Raw genomic sequence first — 23,312 nt, forward strand, 5'->3', positions numbered from 1 at the left:
GCGGTTCAGAAGCAGGCCCAGACGCGGTTGGCCAGGTCGACCATCAGGTGCGGATTGAAGTACCACGCAAAGACCGCGGCCAGCGCCAGCAGCGCGGCGGCATGCCAGAGCAGGCGGCGGGTCTTCATGCGGACTGCGGCGCCAATGCCGGGCGTGGCGCGCGCGCGATCGCGGCTTCACGTACCGGCAGGTTGATCAGTGCGGCGAACACGCCCAGCGCCACCGCAATCCACCACACCACGGTGTAGCCGCCAGTCAGGTCGTAGAGCCGGCCGCCCAGCCACACGCCGAGGAAGGAACCGACCTGGTGGCTGAGGAACACGAAGCCGCCGAGCATCGACATGTACTGCACGCCGAAGATCTGCGCCACCACGGCGTTGGTGGGTGGGACGGTGGACAGCCACAGCAGGCCCATCACCGAGGAGAAGACGTAGACGCTGGCCGGCGACAGTGGCACCAGCAGGAACAGCACGATGGCCACGGCGCGCATCGCGTAGATGGCGGAGAGGATGTGGCGCTTCTGCAGCCGCTGGCCCAGCACGCCCGCGGCATAGGTGCCGAAGACATTGAAAAGCCCGATCAGCGCCAGCGCGGTGGTGGCGACCTCGGGGCCCAGGCCCTTGTCCTTCAGGTAGCTGGGCATGTGCACGCCGATGAACACCACCTGGAAGCCACAGACGAAGTAGCCTGCCATCAGCAACTGGAAGCTGCGGTAGCCGAAGGCCTCGCGCAGCGCCTGGCCGATGCTCTGATGATGCTGGCCGCTGGCGGCCGGCGTGCGCGGCTCGCGCAGCCCCGTCGCCAGCGGCAGGATGGCCAATGCCGCGCAGCCCAGCACGAACAGCGCCTGCTGCCAGCCCCAGTGCCCGATCAGCCAGCTTTCCACCGGCACCATCAGGAACTGGCCGAAGGAGCCGGCCGCCGCGGTGATGCCCATCGCCCAGGACCGCTTCTCGGGTGCCACGTTGCGGCCGATCACGCCGTAGACCACCGCATAGGTGGTGCCCGACTGGGCGATGCCCACCAGCAGGCCGGCGCTGCCCATGAAGGCGAGGCCACTGGTGGACAGGCCCATCATCACCAGGCCCAACGCATACAGCAGCGCGCCGACCAGCAGCACGCGGAAGGCGCCGAAGCGGTCGGCCACCATGCCGGCCAGCGGCCCGGCCGCGCCCCAGGCGAGGTTCTGGATCGCGATGGCCAGGGCAAAGGTCTCGCGCGTCCAGCCGCGGTCCATCGTGATCGGACCCAGCCACAGACCGAAGCCGTGGCGGATGCCCATCGACAGGGTGACGATCGCCGCGCCGCACAGCAGCACCTGGCGCATCGACAGCGGGACCCTCGCCTGCATCGTGTTCTGATTCCTCATCGGGCGACTGTAGCCAAGGCGGACTTTCCGGAGCGTGCCTAGGGCCATCTCTAGAATTCGGCGCCATGGCAACCCACAACAAATCAGCTGCCGGCAGCTACGGCGAAGCCTCGATCCGCGTCCTCAAGGGCCTGGAACCGGTGAAGCAGCGGCCGGGCATGTACACCCGCACCGACAACCCGCTGCACGTGATCCAGGAGGTCATCGACAACGCCGCGGACGAGGCGCTGGCCGGCTTCGGCAAGCGCATCGCGGTCACGGTGCATGCCGATGGCTCGGTGAGCGTCGACGACGACGGCCGCGGCATCCCCTTCGGCCTGCATCCGGAAGAGCAGGTGCCGGTGGTCGAGATCGTCTACACCCGGCTGCATGCCGGCGGCAAGTTCGACAAGGGCGCCGGCGGCGCCTACAGCTTCTCCGGCGGCCTGCATGGCGTGGGTGTCAGCGTGACCAACGCGCTGGCCCGGCGGCTGCAGGTGACGGTGTGGCGCGAGGGCCAGGCGGCCGCGCTGGCGTTCTCCGGGGGCGACGTGATCGAACCCCTGGTCGTGCGCAAGGCGGCGCCCGGCGAGCGCAAGCAGGGCACCAGCGTGCGGGTGTGGCCCGACCCGAAGTATTTCGAGACCACCGAACTGCCGCGCCACGAACTCGCGCACCTGCTGCGCAGCAAGGCGGTGCTGATGCCCGGCGTGTCCGTGTCGCTGAGCTACGAGAAGAATGGCGAGGCACAGACCTGGCTGTACAAGGGCGGCCTGCGTGACTACCTGTTGCAGGGCCTGCCGGCCGACCCGCTGATTCCGCTGCTCGAAGGCGAGCAGTTCGCTTCCGGCAACGAGACCGAGAACTTCGCCGAGGGCGAGGGCGCAGCCTGGGCGCTGGCCTTCACCGAGGAAGGCGCAACGCTGCGCGAGAGCTACGTGAACCTCATCCCGACGGTGGCCGGTGGCACGCACGAGTCGGGGCTGAAGGACGGCCTGTTCGGTGCCATCAAGGCCTTCATCGAACTGCATTCGCTGCTGCCCAAGGGCGTGAAGCTGATGCCGGAGGACGTGTTCTCGCGAGCCAGCTTCGTGCTCTCGGCCAAGGTGCTCGACCCGCAGTTCCAGGGCCAGACCAAGGAGCGCCTGAACAGCCGCGACGCGCTGCGGCTGGTCTCGGCCTTCGTGCGCCCGCCGCTCGAGCTGTGGCTGAACCAGCACGTGGCTGAAGGCAAGAAGCTGGCCGAGCTGGTGATCCGCCAGGCCCAGACGCGCCAGCGCGCCAGCCAGAAGGTGGAAAAGCGCAAGGGCTCGGGCGTGGCGGTGCTGCCCGGCAAGCTGACCGACTGCGAAAGCCGCGACCTGAGCCTCAACGAGGTGTTCCTGGTCGAGGGCGACTCGGCCGGCGGCTCGGCCAAGATGGGCCGCGACAAGGAGACCCAGGCCGTGCTGCCCTTGCGCGGCAAGGTGCTCAATGCCTGGGAGGTCGAGCGCGACCTGCTGTTCAAGAACAACGAGATCCACGACATCGCGGTGGCCATCGGCGTCGACCCCCATGGCCCGAACGACAACCCCGACCTGAGCGGGCTGCGCTACGGCAAGGTCTGCATCCTCAGCGACGCCGACGTCGACGGCTCCCACATCCAGGTGCTGCTGCTGACGCTGTTCTTCCGCCATTTCCCGAAGCTGGTCGAGGCGGGCCATGTCTACGTCGCCAAGCCGCCGCTGTTCCGCATCGACGCGCCGGCGCGCGGCAAGAAGCCGGCGGCCAAGCTCTATGCGCTTGACCAGGGCGAGCTCGACGCCACGCTCGACAAGCTGCGCAAGGAAGGCGCCCGCGAAGGCACGTGGAGCATCAGCCGCTTCAAGGGCCTGGGCGAGATGAGTGCCGAACAGCTGTGGGAGACCACGCTGAACCCCGAGACGCGCCGGCTGCTGCCGGTCGCCTATGGGCTGGTGGGCTTCGACGAGACCGTGCAGGCGATGACACGCCTGATGGGCAAGGGCGAGGCCGCGGCCCGCCGCGAGCTCATGGAGGTGCATGGCGACAGCGTCGAGGTGGATGTCTAGGTGCAGGCCGCACCAGCGCGACTCAGCGTTTCTACTCCCCTCTTGTCAGGGGGATTGACGGGGTTTCGACGTCCCGCAACCATCTTGGCTTTCAACCGCCTGTCGGAGCATATTCATATGCGTTTTGGTAAAACATCCATTGCGGCGGTATGCGCTGCATTTGGTGTGGCAGCTTCCTTGCTGGTGACCCCGCTGGCTGCCCAGGCACAGGCCACAAACCAGGTGCGCGTTGCTGTTGGCTACAAGACTGGCGCCGGCATCCTGTTGAAGGCCGCCATCCTGAAGGCCGGCGGCAAGGTCGAGGCCGACATGGACGAAGCCGGAGCCATGATCGTCACGATGCCGCGCGCCCGGTTGGCCGCGCTGCGTGCGATGTCGCAGGTCGACTTTGTCGATGCTGGCGCGCCGCGTCACATCCTGGGCAAGGTTGGCGGCCGCGCGGTCGCGACCGCCGGTTCGCAGACCGTGCCATACGGCATCCCGATGGTCCAGGCCGACCAGGTGTCCGACGCCGCTGCCGGCAACCGCACGGTGTGCATCGTCGATTCCGGCATCGATGGCAGCCACCCCGACCTGGCGGCGGTTCCCAAGTCGGGCCAGAACTTCACGACCTCGGGCGACTGGAACACCGACGAGAACTCGCACGGCACGCACGTGGCCGGCACGATCGCCGCGGTGAACAACGACATCGGCGTCGTGGGCGTGATGCCCAGCGCGAAGATCAACCTGCGCATCGCCAAGGTGTTCGATGCGTCCGGCAGCGCCAGCAGCCTGACGATCGCCAAGGCCATGTTCAGCTGCTGGCGCGCGCATGCCAACGTGGTGAGCATGTCGCTCGGTGGCTCCTCGGCCAGCCCGATCGAGCAGAAGATCGCGACCTTCATGGCCAACCGCGGCATGTTGCTGATCGCGGCGGCGGGCAATGCCGGTGACACCACCACCTCCTACCCGGCGGGCTTCGCTGAAGTGGTGTCGGTCGCCGCGGTCGATTCCAGCAAGGCGAAGGCGGGCTTCTCGCAGTCGAACGCGGACGTCGAGATCGCCGGTCCCGGCGTCAACGTGCTGTCCACCGTGCCGGCGGGCAGCCAGCTCGGCGCCTCGGTCTCGGTGGGTGAATCGAGCTATGGCGCGCTGGGCATGGCCGGATCGCCGCTGCTGACGGCGACGGGCCCGCTGGCCGATTTCGGCCTGGGCGACACCGCCACGCCGGGCAGCATGACCGGCAAGGTCTGCCTGATCTCGCGCGGCAACATCGCGTTCTCGGACAAGGTGCTGAACTGCCAGAACAGTGGTGGCATCGGCGCGGTGATCTACAACAACACCGCGGGCGACCTGAACGGCACGCTGAACGGCGTGGTGACCACGATTCCGTCGGTCGGCACCACGCAGGCTGACGGGCAGACAATGCTGGGCCAACTGGGTCAGTCGTCCACCGTCTCGGTCTTCGTGTCCGATGTGCAGTACGCCGCGTACAGCGGCACCTCGATGGCCACGCCGCATGTCTCGGCCGTCGCCGCGCTGGTGTGGAGCCGCCATACCGACTGCACGGCTGAGCAGATCCGCTCGTCGCTGAACAATAGCGCGATGGACCTGGGCGCCGCCGGCCGCGACAACGACTTCGGCTTCGGTCTGGCGCAAGCCAAGGCCGCCGACGATCGCATCACCGCGATGGGTTGCGGCAACTGATGGCGGGCTGAAGCCGCGTTGTCGACAAGGGCCGCATCCGCGGCCCTTTTTCATGCCCGATCGAGCGCGGCTTCCACCGCACAATCGACGCGATGAGTTCCCCTGACCAGCGGCTGCGCCTGCGGCCGACGATGCTGAGCGACCTGGACTTCGTGGTCTCGGTCGAGACCGATGCGCGCAACCTGCCGTTCATCTCGCCCTGGGAGCGCACGCAGCACGAAGGCGCGTTGCGTTTCCCCGATCTGCGGCACTTCATCGTCGAGGCCGGGCCTGCGTACGAGCGCGCCGGGTTCGTGATCCTGCAGGGCTGCCGCAATGTCCACCGCAGCGTGGAGTTGAAGCGCGTCGTGCTGCAGCCCAAGGGCCAGGGCCTGGGCCGCGCCTGCGTGCAACTGCTCAAGCGCATGGCCTTCCGCGACCTGCATGCACACCGCTTCTGGCTCGACGTGAAGTCGCTCAACCAGCGCGCGTTGGCGCTCTACGCCAGCGAGGGATTCGTCGAGGAAGGGCGGCTGCGCGAGAGCGTGCGTGTCAGCATCGATGGCGCCGATGGCTACGACACGCTGATCGTGATGAGCATGCTCGACCGCGAGTTCCACGCGCGCGTCGCGCTCGGCCAGGAAGCCCGCTGAGGCTGTGGCCGCTCGGCGCTGCCCGCCTCGGGCAGAATGTCCGGCCCGGCCGCGCCGCGGCCGACGCAGTGTCCGCATGGCTGTTTCGCCTCATTGCCGCCGCTTCCTCCCCCGGCCGGTGCGCCGTCTGCCCGGCCTCGCCCTGCTGGCCTGTGGCCTCGTGCTGGCCACGGGCGCGGCGCGGGCCGGCGGCGCCTGGGGATACGTCGACGGCCTTGGCGTGGCCCACGTCGCGGACGCGCCGCTGGACTCGCATTACCAGCCACTGCTGGCCGACCCGCGGCCGAAAGTGATCCGCGTGCCGGGCAAGGCCGATGCCTCGACCGCGCTGCTCACCTGGCTGGAAATAGCGCCTGAAGTACGCGTCGTCGCGCCCTGGCTGCGCGAAGCGGCGCAGGCCCATGGCGTCGACCGCGAACTGCTCACCGCGGTGATCGCCGTGGAGTCGGGTTTCGACGCGCGGGCGGTGTCGCCGCGCGGCGCGCGCGGGCTGATGCAGATCACGCCCGAGACGGCCGAGCGCTATGCCGGCGCGGGCGATGTGCAGCGCCCGGCGGACGAGCGCCTGTTCGACGCCCGCACCAACATCCACACCGGCGCGCGCATGCTGGCCGACCTGATCCGGCGCTTCGGTCGCATCGACCTGGCGCTGGCGGCCTGGAATGCCGGCGAGGCCGCGGTGCGGCGCCACGGCGGCGCGCTGCCGCCGATCGACGAGACCCGTGCCCACGTGCAGCAGGTGCTGGAGCTGTACTGGGCGCTGCTGCAGCGCAGCCAGAACCAGCGCGCCCGGCAGCTGAAGGTGCACTGAACCCCGCATGTAGCAAGGAGCCCCGCGATGCGCGCGACGATGATGCAGGTGCCGTTGTCCCTGAACCCGCTGATGGAGCGTGCCGGCACGCTGTTCGCCGGCAACACCATCGTCTCGCGCCTGCCGGACAAGAGCCTGCGCACCCACACCTACGGCCAGTGGTACCGGCGCACCAAGGCGCTCGGCGCGGCCCTGCTGGCGCTGGGCCTGCAGCGCGGCGAGCGCGTGGCCACGCTGTGCTGGAACCACCATGCCCACCTCGAAGCCTACTTCGGCATTCCCGCCGCCGGCGGCGTGATGCACACGCTGAACCTGCGCCTGTCGCCCGACGAGATCGGGTGGATCGCCGCCGATGCGAAGGACCGCTTCCTGATCGTCGACGACGTGCTGCTGCCGCTGTATCGCCAGTTCGCCGGCCTGCACGCCTTCGAGAAGGTGATCGTGTTTCCGTTCTCCGGCGCGCCGGTGCCCGAGGGCTTCGTCGACTACGAGGCGCTGCTGGCTGCGGCCGATGCCGACGGCTTCACCCCGGTCCCGCATGCCGAGGACGACCCGGTGGCCATGTGCTACACCAGTGGCACCACCGGCCGGCCCAAGGGCGTGGTGTATTCGCACCGCTCGACCGTGCTGCACACGCTGGTGGCCGGGCTGCCCGACCACTGGGGCCTGCATTCGACCGACGTGGTGCTGCCGGTGACCCCGATGTTCCATGCCAACTGCTGGGGCGTGCCGTACGGCGCGGTGATGCTGGGCGTGAAGATGGTGTTCCCCGGGCCTCACCTGCACCCGGACGACCTGCTGGACCTGATCACGGTCGAGCCGCCGACCATGGCGCTGGGCGTGCCGACGATCTGGCTCGGCCTGATCCAGGCCTATGAGCGCTCGCTGAAGGAGCAGCCTGGCCGCTGGCGCCTGCCCGCGGGCATGTGTTCGCTGGTCGGTGGCGCGGCGGTCCCCGAAGCCCTGATCCGTGCCTTCGCGCGCCATGGCGTGACCATCAAGCAGGGCTGGGGCATGACCGAGACCTCGCCACTGGCCACCGTGGCCTACCCGCGTGCCGAACTGCGGGACAGCGGCGATGACGAGCGGTACCGCCGTGCCGCGATGGCCGGCGTGCCGGCACCGCTGGTCGACCTGCGCCTGCTCACCGACGAAGGCCACCCGGCGCCCTGGGACGGCAAGACCATGGGCGAGATCCAGGTGCGCGGCCCCTTCATCACCGGCTCGTACCACGAGGTGCCGGTGTCGCCCGAGAAGTTCACCGCCGACGGCTGGCTGCGCACCGGCGACGTGGCGACGCTGGACGAATACGGCTTCCTGCGCATCACCGACCGCACCAAGGATCTGATCAAGTCCGGTGGCGAGTGGATCAGCTCGGTCGATCTGGAGAATGCGCTGATGGGCCACCCCGCCGTGGCCGAGGCCGCGGTGATCGCGATCCCCGACGAGAAATGGAGCGAACGGCCGCTGGCCTGCATCGCCTTCAGGGCGGGGCAGAGCGCTGACGCCGCCGCCCTGAACGCCCATCTGGTGCAGGCCGGCTTCGCGAAGTGGCAGCTGCCCGATCGCTACGAGGTGATTCCGGCGGTGCCGCGCACCTCCACCGGCAAGTTCTGGAAGCTCAAGCTGCGCGAACAGTTTCCACGCTGAGTCGGCGTGGTTCAATGCCGGATTGCTGCTTTGCCCGATGAAAGGTCCGACACCATGAAGCGTCTCGCCCTAGCCCTGGCCAGCCTTTGCGGGATGTTCGCGCCGCTCGCGGCCCATGCCCAGAGCGACTGGCGGCCCTGCGCCAATGAAGGCGAGACCTGCCGTGTCAGCGGCGAGGCGCTGGTGCGCTACGGCACCGAGGGGCGCTATGCGTTCCGCGTGGTGCGGGGCCAGGTGCCCTGCGGCAACGAGACCTTCGGCGATCCGGCGCCGGACCAGCGCAAGCAATGCCAGGTGTCGCAGGGGTGGCGGCAGGACAGCCGCTACCGGGGCTGGCGCGAGATCGGCCGCAACACCGGTGGCTGGGTCCTGTGCGCGAACGAAGGCGACGAATGCCGCGTGCCGGGCTCCGGCCGCGTGCGCTACGGCATCGACGGCCGCTACGCCATGCGCGACGTGAACGGCAGCGTGCGCTGCAGCAACGCGGTCTTCGGCGACCCGGCACCGGACATCGCGAAGCAATGCGAATACTCGCTGGGCGCCGACCCGCGCCCGCCGCTGTCGCCGGTGAACCTGCCGTGGACCCCTTGCGCCAACGAGCGCGAGGTGTGCAGCTTCCGCGGCCCGGCCATCGTGCGCTATGGCGCGAACGGGCTGTTCGCCTACCGCGAGGCTGCCGATGGCCTGCCCTGCACCAACGATTCCTTCGGCTTCGATCCGGTGCCCAATCAAGTCAAGCGCTGCGACATGATCCGCGGCACGAAGTAACCGGCCCCGGCCGCCCGGCGCGGCACAATGCAGCCATCGGGGCCCGCAGGGGCCCCGGCTTTCTTGTCCTCTCGCATGGCTGAACAACTCTCCCTGATGCCGCCGGCCGAGCCGCCCGAAGGCGGCGATACGATCACGCTGGCCCACTACGCGCAGCGGGCCTACCTGGAATACGCCTTGAGCGTCGTCAAGGGCCGGGCGCTGCCCGATGTCTGCGACGGTGCCAAGCCGGTGCAGCGCCGCATCCTGTACGCGATGCAGCGCATGGGCCTGGGCTTCGGCGCCAGCGGCGCGCCCAAGCCGGTGAAGAGCGCGCGGGTGGTCGGCGACGTGCTCGGCAAATACCACCCGCATGGCGACACCGCGGCCTACGACGCGCTGGTGCGCATGGCACAGGACTTCAGCCAGCGCTACCCGCTGATCGATGGCCACGGCAACTTCGGCAGCCGCGATGGCGACAGCGCCGCGGCGATGCGCTACACCGAGGCGCGGCTGACGCCGATCGCCCGACTGCTGCTCGACGAGATCGACGAAGGCACGGTGGACTACGTGCCCAACTACGACGGCAGCGAGCAGGAGCCGCGCCTGCTGCCCGCGCGCCTGCCCTTCGTGCTGCTGAACGGCGCCTCGGGCATCGCGGTGGGCCTGGCCACCGAGATCCCCAGCCACAACCTGCGTGAAGTGGCCGCCGCCGCGGTGGCGCTGATCCGCGACGAGAAGCTGTCCGACGACGAGCTGTACACGCTGGTGCCCGGCCCCGACTTTCCCGGCGGCGGCCAGCTGATTTCCAGCGACGCCGAGATCCGCGAGGCCTATGCCAGCGGGCGCGGCAGCCTGAAGGCGCGGGCACGCTGGAAGATCGAGGACCTGGCGCGTGGCCAGTGGCAGCTGGTGGTGACCGAGCTGCCGCCGGGCGTGAGCGCGCAGAAGGTGCTGGAGGAGATCGAGGAGCTCACCAACCCCAAGGTGAAGGCCGGCAAGAAGGCGCTGAGCAGCGAACAGCTGCAGCTCAAGGGCGTGGTGCTCGCGGTGCTCGACGCGGTGCGCGACGAATCGGGCAAGGAAGCGGCCGTGCGGCTGGTGTTCGAGCCCAAGAGCCGCACGGTGGAGCAGCAGGACCTGATCACCACGCTGCTGGCGCACACCAGCCTCGAGACCAGCGTGCCGGTGAACATGACCATGGTCGGGCGCGACGGGCGGCCGATGCAGAAGAGCCTGCGCCAGATGCTGCAGGAGTGGGTGGCCTTCCGCCAGCAGACGGTGCAGCGCCGCACCCAGCACCGGCTGGACAAGGTGCGCGACCGCATCCACATCCTCGAAGGCCGGCAGCTGGTGCTGCTGAACATCGACGAGGTCATCCACATCATCCGTCACGCCGACGAGCCCAAGCCGGCGCTGATCGAGCGCTTCCGGCTCAGCGACCGGCAGGCCGAGGACATCCTCGAGATCCGGCTGCGCCAATTGGCGCGGCTCGAAGCCATCAAGATCGAGCAGGAGCTGGCCAAGCTGCGCGAGGAGCAGCAGAAGCTCGAGGAAATCCTCGGCAGCGCCGCGGCGCTCAAGCGCACGCTGATCCGCGAGATCGAGGCCGACGCCAAGCAGCATGGCGACGATCGCCGCACGCTGATCCAGGCCGAGAAGCGCGCGGTGGCCGAGATCAAGGTGGTCGACGAGCCGGTCACCGTGGTCGTCAGCCTCAAGGGCTGGGTGCGGGCGCTGAAGGGCCACGAGGTCGATGCCGGCAGCCTGCAGTTCAAGGCCGGCGACGCGCTGTACGGCACCTTCGCCTGCCGCACGGTGGACACCTTGCTGGTCTTCGGTTCGGCGGCCAAGGGCAGTGGCCGCGTGTATTCCGTGTTAGTCAGCGCCTTGCCCGGCGGCCGTGGCGACGGCGTGCCGATCACCAGCCTGATCGACCTGGAAGCCGGCACCCAGCCGCTGCACTACTTCGCCGGCGCGGCCGACACCACGCTGCTGCTGGCCAACACCGGCGGCTTCGGGCTGCTGGCCAAGGCGGGCGACATGCAGGGCCGGCAGAAGGCCGGCAAGGCCTTCCTGACACTGGCCGACGAAGACCGCGTGCTGCCGCCGGTGGTGGTCGGACCGGCCCACACGCAGGTGGCCTGCCTGGCGATGGACGGCCGCCTGCTGGTGTTCCCGCTCGACGAGCTGAAGCTGCAATCCAATGGCGGCAAGGGCTTGACGCTGATGGACGTGGACGCGAAGACGCCGCTGGTCTCGGTGGCCACCTGTGCCGAGCGGCTGCAACTGCTCGGCCAGGGCCGCGGCGGCAAGCCCAAGGACGACGAGCTCAAGGGCACCGGGCTGGCCGAACATGCCGGCAAGCGGGCCCGCAAGGGCCGCAAGGTCGAGGGCTTCGTGAAGGTGTTGCGCGTGCTCGGGTGAGCGACACAGGCGACGACCAGCGCCAGCCGCTGTGGCGGCAGCGCGAGTACATGCTGCTGTGGAGCGCGCAGGTCGTCTCCAACCTCGGCTCGTATGCGGCCGGCATCATCTACCCGCTGCTGGTGCTGGCGATCACGCAGTCGCCGGTGATCGTCGGCTGGGTCTCGGCGCTGCGCATCCTGCCCTACCTGCTGCTGAGCCTGCCGGTGGGTGCGCTGATCGACCGCTGGAACCGCCGCCGCGTGATGCTGGTGTGCGACGTGGGCCGTGCCATCGCGGTCGGCAGCCTGCCGCTGGCGATGTGGGCCGGCGTGCTGGCGATGCCGCAGATCTACCTGGTCGCGGTGATCGAGGGCACCCTGCTGGTGTTCTTCAACATCGCCGAGACGGCCGCGCTGCCGCGCGTGGTGCCGGCCGGCCAGCTGCCGCAGGCGGCGGCGCAGAACCAGGTCGGCTTCGCCGGGGCCGCCATCGCCGGCCCCGCGCTGGGCACCTGGCTGTTCGGCACGCTGGGGCGCGGCCTGCCCTTCGCGGTGAATGCCTGCGGGTTCGCGCTCTCGGCCATGCTGCTGTGGCGGCTGCGCACGCGCTTCGACCGCCGCGACGCAGCGCCGGCGCGGGACCTGCGTGCCGAGATCGCCGAAGGCCTGCGCTGGCTGTGGCACGAGCGCCTGGTGCGCGACATGGCGCTGATCACCGGCGTCAGCAACTTCATCCAGGCCGCGATGCCGCTGCTGCTGATCGTGCTGGCCAAGCGCCAGGGTGCGAGCGAGGCGCAGATCGGCCTGATCTTCAGCCTGGCCGGCGCTGGCGGCATGCTCGGCGCGCTGGTCGGCGGCACCGTGCGGCGGCGGCTGTCGTTCGGGCAGGTGATCGTCGGCACGCTGGCGCTGCAGGCCATCACCTTCCCGCTGTTCGGCTGGGCCGGCAGCGCGCTGGCGCTGGGCCTGGTGTTCGGCGTGAACCAGTTCGTGGGGCCGATCTACAACGTGGTGCAGTTCAGCCACCGCATCGCGATGATCCCCGACGGCCTGCAGGGCCGCGTGAACAGCAGCTTCCGGCTCATCGCCTACGTCCTGAACCCGGTGGGCGCGGCGCTGTGCGGCGTGCTGATCGAGCATGGCAGCGCGCTGTGGGCCGTGGCCTTCTTCGGCCTGGTGCAGGTGCTGGTGGCCGGCGCCGCCTGGCTCGATCCGGTGGTGCGGCACTGCCCGGCGGGCCCGGCGGGCGCTCAAGTCGGAGGGTCCGGCGGCCGATAAATCCGACAGGCCCCTGATGTCGGGGTGCTTGGGGAAAGGCACCGTCGTGCCGGTCGAATACATCGCTGGCGTCCAGTTGCTGCTCTATGGGCTGGGCTGGGTCGTGGCCGCGCTGCTGGTGCGCGAGCAACGGCGCGTGCTGGCGCACTGGGCGGCCTATGGCCTGGCGCATGCTGCGTCGGTGCTGCTGTCCACCCACGCGCTGTCGGCCGGCGTGTTTCCGCCGGCGCCGGCGCTGGCCTGCTCGATCCTGGGCTTCTGCTGCATCGTGCGCGGTGTCGACGTCTTCGCGTCCGGCCGCGCGCAGCTCGATCGGCTCACCTTCGGCGTGCTGGTGCTGGGCATTGGCACGGTGGTGGTGGCCGAGTACGCCATGACCGACCCTGCCGCGGCCCTGGCCGTGCGGCGCCTGGGCTACGAGGGGTCGGTGGCGGCCGTGCTGCTCGGGTCCGCGCCCTCGCTGTGGCGCCGGCTGCGGCAGGACTATGGCCGCCTGACCACCGCCATCGGCCTGACCGCGGGCATCGTCTACGGCCTGTTGGCGCTGGCGGCCATGGCCATGCAGCTGACCATGGGCGCGCAGCAGATCGCGCAGGTGCGCGAGGCTTCGCATGTGCCGAACGTGCTGGGCTCGCTGGTGGTGTCGGCCATCTTCAATTTCGGCTACCTGTTCCTGCTGATGTCGCGGCTGATCGTGCAACTGCGGCACAGCTCCGCGCACGACCATCTCACCGGCTGCCTGAACCGGCGCGCGATGGAGGCCCGGCTGGCGCAGGCCTGGGCCCAGCATGCGCGGTCCGGGGCCGGCGTGGCCGTGGCGCTGATCGACATCGACCAGTTCAAGCGCATCAACGATTCACTGGGCCATGCGGTGGGCGACCAGGCGCTCGTCTTCGCGGCCCGTGCGCTGGCCGCGCACACGCGCGCCGGGGACATCGTCGGCCGCTGGGGTGGCGAGGAATTCCTGGTGCTGATGCCGGGCAGCGATCGGGCCTCGGCCCTGGCGGCCGGCGAACGGCTGCGGGGCACGCTGGAGGCGGAATCCGCCGCCGCCCTGGGCTTCACGCTGACCGCCAGCGTCGGCGTGGCGGTGGCCGAAGCAGGGCAGGGGCCGGCCACCGCGTCGGCCCTGGTGGCCAGCGCGGACCGCGCTATGTATCGCGCCAAGCAGGGCGGTCGCAACCGGGTGGAACTCGGTGCGCCGCTGCTGGCACCGACCGGCGGCGGGCCGGCTGGCGATCAAGTCGCCGGCGATCTGCCGGCCGCCGCTCAAGGCGCCGGCGTGGCCAGCGGCTTGCCCTTCTCGACCACGTAGACGCCGACCAGCCGGGTCGGCGTGCTGCCGGCGTTGTGGGCATCGTGCACCACGCCGGCCGGGATCACGAACGATTCGCCCGCCTTCACCACGCGGGGGGCTTCGCCGTCGATCAGCAGCGTGGCCTCGCCGTCGATCACGTAGCTGATCTCGTCGCCGGGATGCGTGTGGCGGCCCGCCTTCGCACCGGGCGCCACTTCGACGCGGGCCACGACCGCTTCGCGGCCGGGCACCGACACATCGGCGCGGCCCACCAGCGTGCGGCTCAGGCCGCTGGCCTGGGCCATCAGTGCACCGGCGCTGCCGGCCCCCACCAGGGCCACCGCGGACCACAGCACCAGGCGCGTGCTGCGCTTCATCGTCATGCCAAGGGCTTTCATCTCGTCTCCTCGTCGAACGGGCAGCGATTGTGCAGCGCCTGTATTAGGTCAAGCCTGCGGGTGTCCCTGCATTCCGCGGTCGCTCGGCGCGGGCGTAGACTGCACCGAGCAGGCTTCAACGACAACAATGGCCGCACGAGGGCCACCCGCCTGCATCCTTGACCAGGAGACAGACGCTTGCAGCCCACCAACGTGGCAGATCCGGCCTACTTCCACAAGGTCGTCGATTGCCAATGGGCGTGTCCCGCCCACACCCCCGTCCCCGAGTACATCCGCCTGATCGCGCAGCGCCGCTACGACGATGCGTACATGGTCAACTGGGTGTCCAACGTGTTCCCCGGCATCCTCGGCCGCACCTGCGACCGGCCCTGCGAGCCCGCCTGCCGGCGCGGCCGCGTGGAGGAACACAACGCCGAGAAGCCCGAGCCGGTGGCCATCTGCCGCCTCAAGCGCGTGGCGGCCGACTTCAAGAGCGACGACATCCGCGCGCGCATCCCGCGGCCGCAGCCGAAGATCGGCAAGCGCGTGGCCTGCGTCGGCGCCGGGCCGGCTTCGCTGACCGTCGCGCGCGACCTGGCCTCGCAGGGCTATGCGGTCACCGTGTTCGATGGCGAGAAGAAGCCCGGCGGCTTCATGCGCACGCAGGTGCCGCGCTTCCGCCTGCCCGAGGAGGTGATCGACGAGGAGTGCGGCTACATCCTCGGCCTGGGGGTCGAGTTCCGTTCGGGCCAGTACGTGGCCTCGATGGGCGCGCTGCTGAAGGAAGGCTTCGACGCCGTCTTCGTCGGCAGCGGCGCGCCGCGCGGCCGCGACCTCGAGATCCCCGGCCGCAAGGAAGCGGCCGAGAACATCCACATCGGCATCGACTGGCTGGCCTCGGTCTCGTTCGGCCACATCACCAGCGTGAAGAAGCGCGTCATCGTGCTCGGTGGCGGCAATACCGCGATGGACTGCTGCCGCTCGGCACGCCGCATGGGCGCCAACGAGGTGAAGGTCATCGTGCGCTCGGGCTTCGAGGAGATGAAGGCATCGCCCTGGGAGAAGGAGGACGCGATGCACGAAGGCATCCCTATCCTCAACTACCACGTGCCCAAGGCCTTCGTGCACGACGAGAAGGGCACGCTCACTGCGATGCGCTTCGAGCTCGTGCAGGCGGTGTACGACGACAAGGGCCGGCGCAAGCTGGTGCCCACCGGCCAGCCCGACGTCGAGATCGGCTGCGACGAGGTGCTGATCGCGGTCGGACAGGAGAACGCCTTCCCGTGGATCGAGCGCGACTGCGGCATCGCCTTCGACGAGTGGGGCCTGCCGCAGTTGGACGCGACGACCTTCCAGTCCTCGCTGCCGCAGGTCTTCTTCGGCGGCGATGCGGCCTTCGGCCCGAAGAACATCATCACCGCGGTGGCGCACGGCCATGAGGCTGCGGTCTCGATCGACCGCTTCCTGCACGGCGAGGCGGTGACGCAGCGGCCGCCGCCGCACGTGAACCTGATGTCGCAGAAGATGGGCATCCACGAGTGGAGCTACGACAACGCGGTGTCGAACGACCTGCGCTTCAAGGTGCCCTGGGCCAAGGCCGAGAAGGCGCTGGCCAGCATCAAGGTCGAGGTGGAACTGGGCTTCGACGTGGCCACCGCGTTCAAGGAAGCCGAGCGCTGCCTGAACTGCGACGTGCAGACGGTGTTCAGCCCGAAGCTGTGCATCGAGTGCGATGCCTGCGTGGACATCTGCCCGATGGACTGCATCACCTTCACCGGCAATGCCGACGAGGCCGAGCTGCGCGGCCGGCTGAATGCGCCGACGCTGCATGCGGACCAGGCGCTGTACGTCAGCCCCGAGCTGAAGACACGGCGCGTGATGGTCAAGGACGAGGACGTGTGCCTGCACTGCGGCCTGTGCGCCGAGCGCTGTCCCACCGGCGCGTGGGACATGCAGAAGTTCCTGCTGCTGACGACGAAGGCCGGTGCAGCCTGCCGTGATAGCACGCAAAGTGCGGTGAGAGTGGAGACCCTGGCATGAAGCGGCTCGAAGCGGTCAACGATTTCGTCATCAAGTTCGCCAACGTCAACGGCTCGGGCTCGGCCTCGGCCAACGAGCTGTTCGCCAAGGCCATCCTGCGCATGGGCGTGCCGGTGAGCCCGCGCAACATCTTCCCCAGCAACATCCAGGGCCTGCCCACCTGGTACGAGGTGCGGGTGAGCGAGCGCGGCTGGCTGGGCCGGCGCGGCGGCATCGACATGATGGTGGCGATGAACCCGCAGACCTGGGCCCAGGACGTGGCCGAGGTCGAGCCCGGCGGCTACCTGTTCTACGACTCCACCAAGCCGCTGTCGCCCGGCGCCTTCCGCGACGACATCACGGTCATCGGCATGCCGGTCACCGCGATCTGCAACGCCACCTACGAAGACCCGCGCCAGCGCACGCTGTTCAAGAACATCATGGTGCTGGGCGCGCTCTCGGTGCTGATGGAGGTGGACGCGGCGGTGATCGAGCGGCTCTTCGGCGAGCAGTACAAGGGCAAGGAACGGCTGCTCGAATCGAACGTGCGCGCGCTGCATTCGGGCCGCGGCTTCGCACGCGACCACCTGATGCCGCCGCAGCATGCCGGCTGCGGCCTGCGCGTGGTGCCGTCCGACAAGGTGGGCGACCGCATCTTCATGGAAGGCAATGCCGCCGCCGCGCTGGGCTGCGTGTACGGCGGCGCCACGGTCTGCGCGTGGTACCCGATCACGCCCTCGTCCTCGGTGGCCGAGGCGTTTGACCGCTATTGCCGCAAGTTCCGTGTCGACCCGGAGACCGGCGAGCACCGCTTCGCCATCGTGCAGGCCGAGGACGAGATCGCCTCGATCGGCATGGTCACCGGCGCCGGCTGGAACGGCGCGCGCGCGTTCACCGCCACCTCGGGTCCGGGCGTCTCGCTGATGACCGAGTTCATCGGCCTGGCCTACTTCGCCGAGATCCCGATGACCATCATCGACGTGCAGCGCGGCGGGCCGTCCACCGGCATGCCCACGCGCACGCAGCAGGCCGACCTGATCAGCAGCGCCTATGCCTCGCATGGCGACACCAAGCATGTGCTGCTGCTGCCGCAGGACCCGAAGGAATGCTTCGAGTTCGCGGCCACCGCGCTCGATCTGGCCGACCGGCTGCAGACGCCGGTGTTCGTGATGACGGATCTCGACATCGGCATGAACCAGCGCCTGTGCGAACCGCTGGCCTGGGACGACAGCCGCCGCTACGACCGCGGCAAGGTGATGACGGCCGAGGAGCTGGAGGCCGGCCGCGACTTCGGCCGCTACAAGGACGTGGACGGCGACGGCATTCCCTGGCGCACGCTGCCCGGCACGCACCCGAGCAAGGGCGCGTACTTCACCCGCGGCACCACGCGTGACGCCTATGCACGCTACTCCGAGGCGGGGCCGGACTACATCTACAACGTCGAGCGCCTGCTGAAGAAGTTCGCCACCGCGGCCACCCTGGTGCCACAGCCCCAGCTGCATGCCGCGGCGAAGAAGACGCGCCTGGGCGTGCTGTACTTCGGCTCCACCTCGCCGGCGATGGACGAGGCGCTGGAGTCGCTGGCAGAGAGCCAGATCCACCTCGACGCGATGCGCCTGCGCGCGTTCCCGTTCCCGGCCAGCGTGGCGGAGTTCATCGCCACGCACGACCATGTGTTCGTCGTCGAGCAGAACCGCGACGCGCAGATGCGCACGCTGCTGATCAACGAGCTCGAGATCGACCCCGCGCGGCTGATCAAGGTGCTGCACTTCGACGGCACGCCGATCACCGCACGCTTCATCACCCAGGCCATCACCGGCCATGTGCACCAGCTCGCGGTCGCCCCGCGCAAGGAAAGGGTGTGACCCGATGACCTACATTGCCAAGCCCCGGCTGCACCACCCGACCCTGAAGACCAACAAGGTCGGCTACACGCGGCGCGACTACGAAGGCAAGATCTCCACGCTGTGCGCCGGCTGCGGCCACGATTCGATCTCGGCCGCCATCATCCAGGCCTGCTGGGACCTGGACATCGCGCCGCACCGCGTGGCCAAGCTCTCGGGCATCGGCTGCAGCTCGAAGACGCCGGACTACTTCCTCGGCGCCAGCCACGGCTTCAACACCGTGCACGGCCGCATGCCCAGCGTGCTGACCGGCGCCAACCTGGCCAACCGCGAGCTGCTGTACCTGGGTGTCTCGGGCGACGGTGATTCGGCCTCCATCGGCCTGGGCCAGTTCGCGCATGCCATGCGGCGTGGCGTGCGCATGGTCTACATCGTCGAGAACAACGGCGTCTACGGCCTCACCAAGGGCCAGTTCTCGGCCACCGCCGACCGCGGCAGCAAGAGCAAGAAGGGCGTCGTGAATCCCGATGCGCCGGTCGACCTCATCGGCATGGCGCTGCAGCTGGGTGCCACCTACGTGGCGCGCGGCTTCTCGGGCGACAAGGCGCAGCTGGTGCCGCTGATCCAGGGCGCCATCGCGCATGGCGGCGCGGCCTTCATCGACGTCATCAGCCCCTGCGTGGCCTTCAACAACCACGCCGGCAGCACGCGCAGCTACGACCATGTGCGCGAGCACAACGACGCGGTCAGCCGCATCGATTTCATCGACCTGGCGCCCGAAATCCACGCCGAGCCCGAACCCGGCGCGGTGATCATGCTGCCGCAGCCCGATGGCACGGTGATGCGGCTGCGCAAGCTGCATGCCGACTACGACCCGACCGACCGGGTCAAGGCCATGGCCCAGGTGCAGGCGCTGCAGGCACAGGGCGAGGTGGTGACGGGGCTGCTCTACGTCGACCCGCGGGCGCAGGACATGCACCACGGCCTCAACACGGTGGCCAGGCCGCTGAACCAGCTTGGCGAGGCCGAGCTGTGCCCGGGCGCGGCTGCGCTCGACAAGCTCAACGCTTCTCTGCGCTGAGGACTGCGCGCCCGTTCGCGGGCCGCGGACAACGCCTCGCGGCGAGCGATCAACCGTTCGCCGGGGTGCCGCTGGCGAAGCGCCGCGGCCCTGCCTAAGGTGCCTGTCTGACAAGCACCTTGGAGGCTTACCCGATGCGCGAACTTCCGCACCCGATTCGCCGGTTCCGGCGCGGCCTGCAGGCCGCCACGCTGGCCGCCGCGGCCTTGCTGGCCGCCTGCGGTGGCGGCAGCGACACGGCGGCCACCCCGGTTGACTCGCTACGCCAGGCCAACAGCGCAACGCCCCGCAAGACGGCCTGCCCGCCGGAGGGTTGCGGGCCGCTGCGGCTGAGCATCCACGGCAGCGACCTGCACGGCCCGGACGGCCAGCCGATACGGCTGCGCGGCGCCAACCTCGAAGGCCTGACGGCGGCCGATGCGGACGCCCTGGCCGGCAAGTTCGGCATGAACCTGGCACGGCTGCGCATCTCGTACATCCCGGACAACCGGGCCGACAACGACACCGGCTTCGACCCGAACTACCTGGCGCAGATCGACGAATGGGTGCGGCTGCTTCAGGCCCGCAAGATCTGGATATTGCTGGAGATGCGGGCCAACGACAAGGTTGCCAACGATCCGGCCTTCTACGACATCACCAAGATCACGCTGGACTGCACGGAGCCGACGCGCTGCGCCGACTTCGCCTACTACCAGCGGGCCTGGCGCACGCTGGTCGCCCGCTACCACGCGGACGATTACATTGCGGGTTATGGGCTGCTGGCCGAGCCCAGCGTCAACAAGACCGGCGACCCGGACCGGGTGATGACGCTGCTGCGTTTCCAGAAGGCGCTGATGGACAACCTGAGCGGCCTGGACAGCGTGACGCCGTTCTTCGTCGGCCCGGACTACAACTACGACACGATGGAGTACGCGCGGCCCGAATACGCCACCGAGCTGCTGCCCTTCTACCGCAACCGGCTGATCTACGAGGTGAACTTCCTGATGCCCAAGGAATGGGTGCAGGACGGCAGCTGGACCGTCGACGACACCAAGCCCGCCTATCCGATGGCCAACCCGCCCGACGGCTACCAATCGCTGCTGGACGGCGGCAAGCCGGGGCAGGACATGGAGCAGGTGTTCAACGACCGCCGCAGGGAGACGGACAACTACCCGAAGACGCTGAGCCCCGGCTTCATCGCGTGGTACCTGCAATGGCCGCTCAAGTTCCGCGGCGACTACCAGGTGCCGCTGTACGTCGACCAGTTCGGCGCCAGCAGCCAGGCGATCGGCCAGCTGCGCTACGAGGGCGACCTGCTGCGCTACTTCGAAACGCAGAAGCTGCACTGGAGCCGCTGGTCCTACAACGCCGGCGGCAACAATGACCGCATGCTGGTGCGCGAGGACCCGAACCAGCCCTCGCCGAACGATCCGGTGATCCGCCTGTACGCGACGCTCGGTGGGCATTGGTGACGGCCGCCACCGGCACTGCCGCGGCTTGTCGTGACATCGCTCACGGCAAGTATGCGCAGGCGGGGCGCGGCCTCCCGGAGCGCGGGGTGGTTTGAAACTGCTTGTATCCGTATCCTCCGATGCACTGATCTCGCCGAGCCAGGCGAGACAAGCACTTCGTTGGGAACAAGCACATGCATCTCTGGATGGCCCGCGCGGCCACGGCCCTGGCTTTGTCCGGCGCCGCCCTGGCGGCCTCGGCCGCGAACGTCACGCTCACAGGCTGGACCTATGGCAGCGGCAACAGCGTCCATGCCACCTACGGCATCGGCCAGAGCTACGCCGGCGCGGCCGGTGGCTTCACCGGCTCGCTGAGCGGCACGCCGGGCGGGAAGTTCGACACCAGCGCGTTCAACACCTACTGCATCGAGCTGACCGAGCACTTCTCGTTCAGCAGCAACCCGATGCTGCAGTACAACGTGGTGGACGGCGCCAGCTATTTCGGCGGCCGCTACAGCGACGCCAGCAAGTCCACCGCGCTGGGCAAGCTGCTGACCTACGTCAGCGCCAACCCGACGATGGTCGACACCGCGGCCGAATCCACCGCGATGCAGCTGGCAGTGTGGAACCTGGTGTACGACACCGACTTCACCGTTTCCAGCGGCAGCTTCGCCGACACCAGCGCGTACAAGACGCAGGCCAATGCGCTGCTGGCCGGCGCGGCCGGCGTCACGACCAGCCTGTTCAGCGTCTATGCGCTGGAGAAGGCCGGCAGCCAGGACTTCCTGCTCGCAGTGCGCAACCCGCCGGCCGGCCAGACGGTGCCCGAGCCGGCCAGCCTGGTGCTGGTCGCCCTGGGCCTGATGGCCGCGTTCTTTGCGCGTCAGCGCGCCTCGCGCCAGCGCTGACCCATCAGCTGCCGGGTGATCATCCCGCGGATCGCGCCGCCCAGCAGCGGCGCCTGCGCAGCGGCCGACAGCACCGTGCGGCGGACCAGCCTGGGCAGCGTGCGTTCGTCGGTGAACAGCGAGACGATGGCATTGGTGCCGAGGTAGATCGGCAAGGTTGCCATCCGGTGGCGCCGCTCGAAGGGCTGCAGCGCCGCCAGGCTGCCGATGTCCTGGCCGGCCACACGGGCCTGGCGCAAGGCATCGGCCAGGGCCTCGACGCCATAGAGACCGAAGTTGTAGCCGTGCGCGGTGACCGGGTGCATGCCCACCGCGGCATCGCCGATCAGCGCGCAGCGATGGGTCGCGAAGCGGTGGGCATACACGGCCACCAGCGGGTAATGGTGGCGCGGACCGGCCGCCTGCAGCGCGCCCAGCCGGCCGCCGGCCTGGGCCTCGATGCGCGCGGCGAAGGCCGCATCGTCCAGCGCCAGCCATTCGGCGGCCTGGCGGCTGTCCACCGTCACCACGGCCGAGCTGAGGCCGCCGTTCAAGGGCAGCAGCGCCAGCGTGTTGCCATAGCGGAAGCACTCCCAGGCGATGCCGTCATCCGGCGCGCTGCGGGCGACGCGACCCACCACCACGCTGCGGCCGAAATCGTGCATCGAGGCGCCGATGCCGGCCAGGCGCCGCGTGCCGGAGAAGCGGCTGTCGGCGGCCACGACCAGCGGCGCGCTGACGTCGCGGCCGTCGGCCAGGTGCAGCCGGGCACCGTGGCTGCCGAGGCTCAGCGCGCTGACGCGGGCCTCGCCCAGCAGCTGCACCGAGGGGTGGGCCTGCGCAGCGGCCAGCGCGGCGGCACGGATCAGGTGATTGGGCACCAGCCAGCCCAGGGCCTCCTGGCCGCGGCGGTCGCCGGCGCCGAAGCTCAGCGTGGTCGGCGCTTCGCCGTCGAGCACGCGGGCTTCGCGCAGCGGCGCGATGGCCTCTTCGGGCAGCCGCTGCCACAAGCCCCAGGCCTGCATCAGCCGGCGCGCACGGTGCGTCAGCGCGATCTCGCGGCCGTCCTCGGCGGGCTGTTCCAGCGCGGACAGCGGCTGCTGTTCGAGCACCAGGCTGCGCAGGCCGGCATCGGCCAGCGCGACCGCGAGCGCCAGCCCGGCCGGGCCGGCGCCGACGATCAACACATCGCTGTCTTGGGTCATCCGCGCATGCTGCCCGGTGGCCGTGCCGGCCGCCTTGCGCTGCGTCAGGACCCGTGTCAGCGCGGCGTGCGCATCAGGCGCAGCGCGGCGGCGCCGAGCAGCACGAACAGCGCCAGGCTCCAGAACTCGTAGGGCAGGCCGAACAGGTCGACCTTGGCCTCGGCGCAGTTGGCATAAGCCGCGAACACCTCGGGCCACAGGCTGTCCAGCCCCAGGCCGCCAACGATGCGGTCGGCCAGCGTCTCCTTGCAGGAGGCCGAGGCGGCCGCGACGAAGTGCTGCCACAGCGCGGCGCCGATGCCGCAGGCGGCGAACGCGGCGGCCAGCAGCGCCCCGATGCGCCGGCCCAGCGCCGTGCGCCAGGCCAGCCCCAGCAGCGCGGCCAGCCCCACGGCCACGAAGATCAGGCGCTGCAGCACGCACCAGGGGCAGGGCTGCATGTCGAACACGTGTTGCGAGACCAGTGCCGCGCCGACCGCGCCGAATGCGAACACGGCGAGGGCGACGAACAGCCGGTCGGTCGAGGCGGGCCGGGACATCGGG

The 23,312-nt window shown here is 69.6% G+C and carries 19 protein-coding genes; 14 read left to right on the forward strand and 5 right to left on the reverse strand.

Annotated features, from left to right (window positions below; translation table 11 throughout):
* Nucleotides 1-5: 5 nt before the first annotated feature.
* Both ACILR4_RS13915 and ACILR4_RS13920 read right to left on the reverse strand, forming a co-directional pair.
* Nucleotides 6-128, reverse strand: coding sequence for a hypothetical protein (locus ACILR4_RS13915; RefSeq protein ID WP_395701462.1), 123 nt, complete (start codon nucleotides 126-128; stop codon nucleotides 6-8).
* Complete coding sequence (locus ACILR4_RS13920) at nucleotides 125-1,351, reverse strand: MFS transporter (protein ID WP_395701463.1); 1,227 nt, start codon at nucleotides 1,349-1,351, stop codon at nucleotides 125-127. Before ACILR4_RS13920 ends, ACILR4_RS13915 begins: the two co-directional genes overlap by 4 nt.
* Nucleotides 1,352-1,434: 83 nt before the next feature.
* On the opposite strand from ACILR4_RS13920, the gene ACILR4_RS13925 reads away from it, so the two are divergent.
* The 9 genes from ACILR4_RS13925 to ACILR4_RS13965 all read left to right on the forward strand — a co-directional run bounded on the left by ACILR4_RS13925 (nucleotide 1,435) and on the right by ACILR4_RS13965 (nucleotide 13,944).
* A complete protein-coding gene (locus ACILR4_RS13925; RefSeq protein ID WP_395701464.1) occupies nucleotides 1,435-3,417 on the forward strand; it encodes a DNA topoisomerase IV subunit B in 1,983 nt (660 codons plus the stop codon).
* Nucleotides 3,418-5,103, forward strand: coding sequence for a S8 family serine peptidase (locus ACILR4_RS13930; protein WP_395701465.1), 1,686 nt, complete (start codon nucleotides 3,418-3,420; stop codon nucleotides 5,101-5,103). It abuts the gene before it with no gap.
* Between the two features lie 92 nt (nucleotides 5,104-5,195).
* The gene (locus ACILR4_RS13935) at nucleotides 5,196-5,735 is read left to right on the forward strand and encodes a GNAT family N-acetyltransferase (RefSeq protein ID WP_395701466.1); all 540 of its coding nucleotides are present in this window, start codon (nucleotides 5,196-5,198) and stop codon (nucleotides 5,733-5,735) included.
* Between the two features lie 118 nt (nucleotides 5,736-5,853).
* Nucleotides 5,854-6,546, forward strand: coding sequence for a lytic transglycosylase domain-containing protein (locus tag ACILR4_RS13940; protein WP_395701467.1), 693 nt, complete (start codon nucleotides 5,854-5,856; stop codon nucleotides 6,544-6,546).
* A gap of 27 nt (nucleotides 6,547-6,573) precedes the next feature.
* The gene (locus ACILR4_RS13945; protein ID WP_395701468.1) at nucleotides 6,574-8,196 is read left to right on the forward strand and encodes a long-chain-fatty-acid--CoA ligase; all 1,623 of its coding nucleotides are present in this window, start codon (nucleotides 6,574-6,576) and stop codon (nucleotides 8,194-8,196) included.
* Nucleotides 8,197-8,250: 54 nt separating this feature from the next.
* Nucleotides 8,251-8,964, forward strand: a complete 714-nt coding sequence (locus ACILR4_RS13950) for a hypothetical protein (protein WP_395701469.1) — start codon at nucleotides 8,251-8,253, stop codon at nucleotides 8,962-8,964.
* Between the two features lie 75 nt (nucleotides 8,965-9,039).
* Nucleotides 9,040-11,370 (forward strand): DNA topoisomerase IV subunit A, encoded by a 2,331-nt coding sequence (gene parC / locus ACILR4_RS13955; RefSeq protein WP_395701470.1) that lies wholly within the window; start codon nucleotides 9,040-9,042, stop codon nucleotides 11,368-11,370.
* On the forward strand, nucleotides 11,367-12,629 hold the full coding sequence (locus tag ACILR4_RS13960) for an MFS transporter (RefSeq protein ID WP_395701471.1): 1,263 nt from the start codon (nucleotides 11,367-11,369) through the stop codon (nucleotides 12,627-12,629). Before parC ends, ACILR4_RS13960 begins: the two co-directional genes overlap by 4 nt.
* A gap of 46 nt (nucleotides 12,630-12,675) precedes the next feature.
* Entirely contained in the window at nucleotides 12,676-13,944 is a 1,269-nt protein-coding gene (locus ACILR4_RS13965; RefSeq protein WP_395701472.1) for a diguanylate cyclase, read from the forward strand.
* On the opposite strand, the gene ACILR4_RS13970 is transcribed toward ACILR4_RS13965, so the two are convergent.
* On the reverse strand, nucleotides 13,899-14,324 hold the full coding sequence (locus tag ACILR4_RS13970; protein WP_395701473.1) for a cupin domain-containing protein: 426 nt from the start codon (nucleotides 14,322-14,324) through the stop codon (nucleotides 13,899-13,901). The genes ACILR4_RS13965 and ACILR4_RS13970 overlap by 46 nt on opposite strands.
* Before the next feature lie 177 nt (nucleotides 14,325-14,501).
* Between ACILR4_RS13970 and ACILR4_RS13975 the strand changes: the two genes are divergently transcribed.
* From ACILR4_RS13975 to ACILR4_RS13995, 5 genes are all read left to right on the forward strand, one after another.
* Nucleotides 14,502-16,343: an FAD-dependent oxidoreductase gene (locus ACILR4_RS13975; protein WP_395701474.1), complete on the forward strand. Its 1,842-nt coding sequence runs from the start codon at nucleotides 14,502-14,504 to the stop codon at nucleotides 16,341-16,343.
* Nucleotides 16,340-18,187, forward strand: a complete 1,848-nt coding sequence (locus ACILR4_RS13980; RefSeq protein WP_395701475.1) for a 2-oxoacid:acceptor oxidoreductase subunit alpha — start codon at nucleotides 16,340-16,342, stop codon at nucleotides 18,185-18,187. The genes ACILR4_RS13975 and ACILR4_RS13980 overlap by 4 nt, the downstream gene beginning before the upstream one ends.
* A 4-nt stretch (nucleotides 18,188-18,191) precedes the next feature.
* Nucleotides 18,192-19,247, forward strand: coding sequence for a 2-oxoacid:ferredoxin oxidoreductase subunit beta (locus ACILR4_RS13985; RefSeq protein ID WP_395701476.1), 1,056 nt, complete (start codon nucleotides 18,192-18,194; stop codon nucleotides 19,245-19,247).
* A 134-nt stretch (nucleotides 19,248-19,381) separates the two neighbouring features.
* Nucleotides 19,382-20,698, forward strand: coding sequence for a cellulase family glycosylhydrolase (locus ACILR4_RS13990; RefSeq protein ID WP_395701477.1), 1,317 nt, complete (start codon nucleotides 19,382-19,384; stop codon nucleotides 20,696-20,698).
* Nucleotides 20,699-20,871: 173 nt separating this feature from the next.
* Entirely contained in the window at nucleotides 20,872-21,585 is a 714-nt protein-coding gene (locus ACILR4_RS13995) for a PEP-CTERM sorting domain-containing protein (RefSeq protein WP_395701478.1), read from the forward strand.
* Here ACILR4_RS13995 and ubiM read toward each other — a convergent pair.
* Nucleotides 21,561-22,769 carry a 5-demethoxyubiquinol-8 5-hydroxylase UbiM gene (gene ubiM, locus ACILR4_RS14000; protein WP_395701479.1) on the reverse strand — a complete coding sequence of 403 codons (1,209 nt, stop codon included), beginning with the start codon at nucleotides 22,767-22,769 and terminating at the stop codon, nucleotides 21,561-21,563. The two genes, ACILR4_RS13995 and ubiM, sit on opposite strands and share 25 nt — an antisense overlap.
* Before the next feature lie 56 nt (nucleotides 22,770-22,825).
* A complete protein-coding gene (locus tag ACILR4_RS14005) occupies nucleotides 22,826-23,308 on the reverse strand; it encodes a disulfide bond formation protein B (protein WP_395701480.1) in 483 nt (160 codons plus the stop codon).
* Between the last annotated feature and the right edge of the window lie 4 nt (nucleotides 23,309-23,312).

It is taken from the genome of Aquabacterium sp., assembly GCF_044226965.1.
GTDB lineage: Bacteria > Pseudomonadota > Gammaproteobacteria > Burkholderiales > Burkholderiaceae_C > Pseudaquabacterium.

Excerpts from the sequence above, each read along its gene's own strand:
- ACILR4_RS13945 (WP_395701468.1), top strand. The coding sequence starts at position 6,574 with ATGCGCGCGACGATGATGCAGGTGCCGTTGTCCCTGAACCCGCTGATG.
- ACILR4_RS13950 (WP_395701469.1), top strand. The coding sequence starts at position 8,251 with ATGAAGCGTCTCGCCCTAGCCCTGGCCAGCCTTTGCGGGATGTTCGCG.
- ACILR4_RS13980 (WP_395701475.1), top strand. The coding sequence starts at position 16,340 with ATGAAGCGGCTCGAAGCGGTCAACGATTTCGTCATCAAGTTCGCCAAC.
- ACILR4_RS13920 (WP_395701463.1), bottom strand. The coding sequence starts at position 1,351 with ATGCAGGCGAGGGTCCCGCTGTCGATGCGCCAGGTGCTGCTGTGCGGC.
- ACILR4_RS13935 (WP_395701466.1), top strand. The coding sequence starts at position 5,196 with ATGAGTTCCCCTGACCAGCGGCTGCGCCTGCGGCCGACGATGCTGAGC.
- ACILR4_RS13970 (WP_395701473.1), bottom strand. The coding sequence starts at position 14,324 with ATGAAAGCCCTTGGCATGACGATGAAGCGCAGCACGCGCCTGGTGCTG.
- ACILR4_RS14005 (WP_395701480.1), bottom strand. The coding sequence starts at position 23,308 with ATGTCCCGGCCCGCCTCGACCGACCGGCTGTTCGTCGCCCTCGCCGTG.
- ACILR4_RS13915 (WP_395701462.1), bottom strand. The coding sequence starts at position 128 with ATGAAGACCCGCCGCCTGCTCTGGCATGCCGCCGCGCTGCTGGCGCTG.
- ACILR4_RS13925 (WP_395701464.1), top strand. The coding sequence starts at position 1,435 with ATGGCAACCCACAACAAATCAGCTGCCGGCAGCTACGGCGAAGCCTCG.
- parC (WP_395701470.1), top strand. The coding sequence starts at position 9,040 with ATGGCTGAACAACTCTCCCTGATGCCGCCGGCCGAGCCGCCCGAAGGC.
- ACILR4_RS13990 (WP_395701477.1), top strand. The coding sequence starts at position 19,382 with ATGCGCGAACTTCCGCACCCGATTCGCCGGTTCCGGCGCGGCCTGCAG.
- ACILR4_RS13995 (WP_395701478.1), top strand. The coding sequence starts at position 20,872 with ATGCATCTCTGGATGGCCCGCGCGGCCACGGCCCTGGCTTTGTCCGGC.
- ubiM (WP_395701479.1), bottom strand. The coding sequence starts at position 22,769 with ATGACCCAAGACAGCGATGTGTTGATCGTCGGCGCCGGCCCGGCCGGG.
- ACILR4_RS13985 (WP_395701476.1), top strand. The coding sequence starts at position 18,192 with ATGACCTACATTGCCAAGCCCCGGCTGCACCACCCGACCCTGAAGACC.